8 protein-coding genes are annotated in these 5,705 nt (G+C 58.8%); 4 read left to right on the top strand and 4 right to left on the bottom strand.

Annotated elements, in window-relative coordinates; genetic code table 11:
• Positions 1-101 precede the first annotated feature (101 nt).
• Complete coding sequence (gene cspE, locus HMPREF3138_RS00850) at positions 102-314, bottom strand: transcription antiterminator/RNA stability regulator CspE (RefSeq protein WP_004935122.1); 213 nt, start codon at positions 312-314, stop codon at positions 102-104.
• A gap of 375 nt (positions 315-689) precedes the next feature.
• On the opposite strand from cspE, the gene HMPREF3138_RS00845 reads away from it, so the two are divergent.
• From HMPREF3138_RS00845 to HMPREF3138_RS00835, 3 genes are all read left to right on the top strand, one after another.
• On the top strand, positions 690-1,067 hold the full coding sequence (locus HMPREF3138_RS00845) for a hypothetical protein (protein WP_038872120.1): 378 nt from the start codon (positions 690-692) through the stop codon (positions 1,065-1,067).
• A gap of 509 nt (positions 1,068-1,576) precedes the next feature.
• The gene (locus HMPREF3138_RS00840) at positions 1,577-1,786 is read left to right on the top strand and encodes a hypothetical protein (RefSeq protein ID WP_004935132.1); all 210 of its coding nucleotides are present in this window, start codon (positions 1,577-1,579) and stop codon (positions 1,784-1,786) included.
• Positions 1,787-1,940: 154 nt separating this feature from the next.
• Positions 1,941-2,948 (top strand): NAD(P)H-quinone oxidoreductase, encoded by a 1,008-nt coding sequence (locus HMPREF3138_RS00835; RefSeq protein WP_070558741.1) that lies wholly within the window; start codon positions 1,941-1,943, stop codon positions 2,946-2,948.
• 44 nt (positions 2,949-2,992) lie between these two features.
• Here the strand turns inward: HMPREF3138_RS00835 and HMPREF3138_RS00830 are convergent, their stop codons facing one another.
• Complete coding sequence (locus tag HMPREF3138_RS00830; RefSeq protein ID WP_038872123.1) at positions 2,993-4,045, bottom strand: SDR family oxidoreductase; 1,053 nt, start codon at positions 4,043-4,045, stop codon at positions 2,993-2,995.
• 110 nt (positions 4,046-4,155) lie between these two features.
• On the opposite strand from HMPREF3138_RS00830, the gene HMPREF3138_RS00825 reads away from it, so the two are divergent.
• Entirely contained in the window at positions 4,156-5,088 is a 933-nt protein-coding gene (locus tag HMPREF3138_RS00825; RefSeq protein WP_038872125.1) for a LysR family transcriptional regulator, read from the top strand.
• Between the two features lie 3 nt (positions 5,089-5,091).
• Here HMPREF3138_RS00825 and HMPREF3138_RS00820 read toward each other — a convergent pair whose 3' ends face one another.
• Both HMPREF3138_RS00820 and HMPREF3138_RS26895 read right to left on the bottom strand, forming a co-directional pair.
• Complete coding sequence (locus tag HMPREF3138_RS00820) at positions 5,092-5,481, bottom strand: YidB family protein (protein WP_019453502.1); 390 nt, start codon at positions 5,479-5,481, stop codon at positions 5,092-5,094.
• A gap of 95 nt (positions 5,482-5,576) precedes the next feature.
• The coding region (locus HMPREF3138_RS26895) for a GlsB/YeaQ/YmgE family stress response membrane protein (RefSeq protein WP_139145112.1) at positions 5,577-5,705 on the bottom strand (129 nt) is incomplete at its 5' end.

Genomic DNA, 5,705 nt, shown 5'->3' with positions numbered 1-5,705 from the left:
CCCCGGTAAAGCGCGATGAACCTTTTTTTTGCGCACCGCCGAATTGCAGGCATAAAAAAACCCGCCGCGGCGGGTTTTTTTCAATCAGCGGTAGACGCCAATTAGATAGCGGTAACGTTAGCCGCAGATGGACCTTTCGCACCGTTCTCGATAGAGAACTGTACGTTCTGGCCTTCAGCCAGGGTCTTGAAGCCTTGATCCTGGATAGCAGAGAAGTGTACGAATACGTCTTTGCTGCCGTCTGCTGGGGTGATGAAACCAAAACCTTTAGCTTCGTTGAACCACTTCACTTGACCTTTGATCATGTTGGACATGTCTAATTTCCTTCAATAATAATGTTAGCCGCCATGGGCGAGATAGCCGGTCATCAGTTACTTATGGAGGCACTGGAAAGGAAATTCGTCAGAGAAGGGCTATCCGGGATAACGCTTTAAATTTGAACTACTTTACTCAAAATGTCGTGCATAAATAGGTCTGTACCACAGGCCGACATCATTAACTCACGAGCGAGCGGCAATAGCAACCTTTTTCGCCGTGCAGGGGCGTTAATCTCGGCTAAGCGCACAGGATTTGACCCCGCCCGCCTACGGGATCGCCACCTTCCCCCCCATTTCATCGAAGGCAAATGATAGTAATTATCGTTACGCTGTTTTATAGTTGCACAAAGAAATCATTCAGGGAGATTCACCATGCCGAGATGGCTCACATTACCGGCCGCCAGCGTTACCGCCCTGCTGGTCTTTGCTGCTTGCAGCGCCCCACTGGGCGCGCTGGAGCTGAATTATCAGCCACCAGAGCCCAGCATTGCCCCGTCCCCAAAACCGGTGGCTCCGCCGGGGCCGGCCCCCAAGGCGGCGAAACCGCCGATTACCTGGGCAGAGGCACGCGACAAGAACGGTTTTCGCGTCGATATCGAATGCGATCATCCAGGCTGCAGCAAGCCGCGCGCCAAACCTTATCCCGCCTATGAGGGCCCGGTGAAGAAAACCGATCGCCGCCGCCAATCCGATCCTTACTCCACCAATCAGGATCCCGATTACAACATTCAGTTGGGCTATGAGTGGTAGCAGCGCTTTCGGAGTAATACCTATATCAGCCGCCCTCGCCGCTGCATAGAATAGCGCCAGTTCACCACTCCTCCTGGTGTTGAACACAACAAGCTGTGTTGCAAATCTTTATGCGCCTCCCTATAGGCGCTTTTTTTTGCTCCTCCCTCATGCCCGTTTCCCGATTACAGATTGCTCTCATTGCCCCGTAAAGTGATGAATGTCACAAATACGCCTCCTTGCCATTCTTATTCGGAGGTGATGTTCATGGCCACAGGATCCCTTGCCCTCTTGGCTGCCTTGGCCGGCATTGCGGGCTATTCGCTCTATAAACACTTAAAATCTCAGAAGAAAAGCACATTCGTTCGCCCGCACGATCGGTAATAGATAACGTGTTTACACCGCAAAGGCGCGGCACGCCGCACGCCGCGCCTTCGTGGACCGTCATGTTTTCATCACAAAAATGTCACAATATGGCCATATGATGATTCGCGATTATCCGCTCTGGCTTAACACCAAGGATTTCGCCCATGACCATAATTAAAGCTGCAAACCATCAGGAAGCAGAAAAGCTCATCCGCGCCGGCACAGCCAAGAAAATCGAACTGGCCTACGATATCGGCAGCGATGACTTCTTCCAGCTTGCCAGCCTGTGGTGCGATAAAGGCGCCAAGATCTCCAAAGGGAAAGAACACTTTATCGTCTCGTTAAAAGGGTTCCGCATCCCCCCTAACGATTGATATCCAGCCGCCCATCGCGGCGGCGTCCTCCCTTTCTCGCAAAACCGCTCTATTCGACCACGCGCACCTCATTCGATTTCGCTAAGCTAACAGCAGACTTTATTGCGGGCGTTCCGCCTGGATAACCACGTCCGCCACGATGAGGAGAATGAGCATGTCAACAAATGCAGCGCAGCCCGGCACGATGAAAGCCATTGAGATCAGCCAACCCGGCGCTCCCGAGGTTCTGGTCGTCACCGAACGCCCGATGCCCGTCCCGCAAGCGGGCGAACTCCTGGTGAAAATCGCCGCCGCCGGCGTTAACCGCCCCGACGTGCTGCAGCGTCAGGGGAACTATGCGCCACCGCCCGGCGCTTCGGATATCCCCGGCCTGGAAATCGCCGGCGAAGTCGTCGCCATCGGTGAAGGCGTAACTCACTTCGCGCTCGGCGATCGGGTTTGTGCCCTCATCGCCGGCGGCGGCTATGCCGAATACTGCACCGTGCATGAAAGCAATGCGCTGCCGGTGCCGGCGGGCCTGAGCCTGACCGAGGCCGCCGCGCTGCCGGAAACCTTCTTTACCGTCTGGGTCAACGTGTTCCAGCGTGGCCACCTCAAAGCCGGCGAAACCGTGTTGATCCACGGTGGCACCTCCGGCATCGGCACGGTCGCCACCATGCTGGCAAAAGCCTTCTGCGCGCAGGTGATCACCACCGTTGGCTCCGAAGAGAAGCGCCAGGCCAGCCTGGCGTTGGGTGCCGACGTGGCGATTAACTACCGCAGCGAAGATTTTGTCGCACGCACCAAAGACGCCACCGACGGCAAAGGCGCCGACGTGATCGTCGATCTGATCGCCGGCGACTATGTGGCCAAGAACTATCAGGCCGCGGCGATGGAAGGTCGCATCGTACAAATCGGCACGCAAAATGGCGTGGTAAAAGAGCTCAATCTGATGCCACTGCTGTTGAAACGCCTGACCCATCCCGGTTCAACGCTGCGCTCGCGCAGCGTCGCGGACAAAGCGCAGATTGCCGCCGATCTGCACGAGAAGGTTTGGCCGCTGCTGGAGCGCGGCGTCCTGAAGCCGCAAATTTTTAAAACCTTCCCGCTCGAGCAGGCCGCCGCCGCGCATGCGCTGATGGAGTCCAGCGAGCACATCGGCAAGATCATGTTGACGTTCTGAAGCCGTTCCCCGCAGCCTGCGCTGCGGGGAAACCAATGCCGCACTCAGGGAATGATGCCACGGCGGCGGAACTCATCGAACAGCGAGAAAAACATGGCTTCGGTTTCGACAAACTGATGGAAACCGAAACGCCGCGCCTTGCTGCCGTCCGCGAACATGTCATAGTCCCAGGAAAAGACGAAGTCGGCGAAACGCCAGCCGGCCACCGCGCGATAGTCCGGTTCGGTCAATTGGTGCCGTTGCACCAGCTCTCGCCACAGCATCGCTTTGTCCGCCATCATGCTCTCCAACGGCATCGGCAGCGGCGGCGCGCATTCCAGCCCGAAGTAAGCGGCGATTTTTGGCCACATCTCGCTCCACCGAAACAGATCGCCATTGTTGATATTAAACGCCTGATTGGCCGCCGCCGGTTCGGTCGCCGCCCAGAGCGTGGCACGCGCCAACAGCCCGCCCTCGGTCATTTCCAGCAGGCTGTGGTAAGCGCCCAGTTTGCCGGGGAAACGCAACGGCAGCCCAAGCGCTTTACTGATCGACGCGTAAACCGCGATACTTAACGCCAGGTTCATCGGATTGCCGAGAGAGAAGCCCCCCACCACGCTCGGGCGAATGGCGCTCCAATGCCAACGTTTGCCGGCCTGACGCTGCACCAGATACCGCTGTTGCGCCATGTTAAACTCCGGCGGCATATGCCCGGCGTCGCTTTCACGCGCCGGTGTTTTAAACGCCCCCAAATGGGCGCCATACACCTTGTAGCCCTGCATCAGGCTGATATGCTCCAGCGCCGGCGCGATCGGCTCCAGCCCCTCGACGACGTGTTGCAACATCTGCAGATTGGGCGCCACCAGGCCTGCCCAATCCGGCGCATCCTGATAGGCGGCATAGAAGACGTGGCTAATCGCGCTCAGCGGCCGCAGCGCGTCGCGCGTTGCCTCCGCATCCAGCAGATCCACCTGCAGGTGGCGCACACCAGGCGCCGGTTCCCCACCCCGGCGCGAGACACCCACCACGGGCCAGCCTTGACCGGTCAGTTCCTCAATCAATCGGCGCCCTATTACGCCATTGGCGCCGATCACTAACGCCTGCCGCTTTGCGTTCATCTTGTCACTCCTCGGGTTGTCGATGCCCCGAGTGTTATTGATTAGCACTGCTTGCGGTAGACGAGAAACTCCACTAACACTAATAAGAAAAACCTATAGGCAAGATCGACATGGATAAGCTGAACGCAATGAAAACCTTTATGCGGGTGGCGGAGCTGGGCAGCCTGTCGGCCGCCGCTCGCGATCTGCGCTTGACGCAGCCGGCGGTCAGTCAGCAAATCGCCGGTCTGGAGCAGGAACTGGGGACGCAGCTGCTGTTTCGCAGCACCCGGGCGGTCTCCCTGACCGAGGCCGGCAGCGGTTATTATCAACGCCTCAAAGCGATTCTGGCGGCGGTCGACGAAGCGGAAGAGGCGCTGCACGGCCAGCGCCACCGGCTGCAGGGCAACCTGCGCCTTCACGCACCGACCGGATTCGGCCAGCGGCACGTCACGCCGCTGGCCATCGCTTTCCAGCAGCGCCATCCGGACCTCACCATCGAGCTGCTGCTGGACGATCGCCGCGCCGACGTGATCGGTGAAGGCATCGACGTGGCGCTGCGCTTCGGCGAACTGCACGCGCCCGGCATGGTGGCGAAACGGCTGGGCGAACTGCAACGCCTGCTGGTGGCATCACCGGCGTATCTGGCAAAGCATGGCGTTCCACGTTCGCCGGCGGAGCTGGCAAAACATGCGCACATTCGCTACAGCGGATTGAACGACGGCGATACGCTCACCCTGATCGGCCCGCACGGCCCCGAGATAGTGGCGCTGCGGCCCACGTTCCGCGCCAACAATACGCTATCGCTGCTGACGGCCATCGAGGCGGGGCTTGGTATCGGCGGCGCTCAGCGGCCGTTGATCGGCGAGCAGCTGGCGACAGGGGCGCTGGTGCCCGTATTGCCGGAATACCGCTATCCACCCATGGCGCTGCACGCGGTCTATCCCGCATTACGATTTATTCCGGAGAAAGTGCGCGCCTGGGTGGCGCATCTGCAACAGGCGTTGACGGCGATCGAGGGAATTAGCGGAGTGAATGCCCCCGGCCAGACGCCGGGAGCATAAGCCTTATTTGAACAGTTTGCCGACCATGTCGCCCAGTTCGTTGCTGTCTTGCTGCACTTCGCCATTTGGCGAAGCGGCATCCGCGACCGTTGGCAAAAACTGTGCAATGGTGCTGGAGGCCTGAGCCGGATCGACACCCAGCTTTTCAGCCAGCTGATTGATCGCATCGCTGCCCAACGCCTGCTGTACGTGATCGCCGGTAATCGGTTGGTTTTCGCCATTGCCGAGCCAGGAGCCGACAATATCGCCGAACTGACCCTGACGGAACTTGTCCAAAATGGCCTGCAGGCCACCTTGTTGCTCAACCCACTGCATGATGGCGATGTAATCGATGCCTTTACCGTTGGCGCCGCCGCCCAGAATGTTACCCAATACGCTATCGAACAGACCCATGATATTCCCCTTTCAGCCGATACGGCCCGCGCCGCACCGCCGGATTGATTTCACGAAAAAGGGCCGCCGCGGCGACCCTGTTGAGCAACGGCTGCTTAGCCTTTGATCTTCCTGTAGACAAAAAGCACCACCAGGGCACCGATTACCGCCACCACAAAGCTGCCCAGGTTAAAGCCGTCAACGCGACCCATACCGAAGAAGGTGCTGATATAGCCGCCGACCAC

This window comes from Serratia sp. HMSC15F11 (assembly GCF_001808215.1).
GTDB lineage: Bacteria > Pseudomonadota > Gammaproteobacteria > Enterobacterales > Enterobacteriaceae > Serratia > Serratia nevei.
This window is presented reverse-complemented; position numbering and strand designations above follow the sequence as displayed.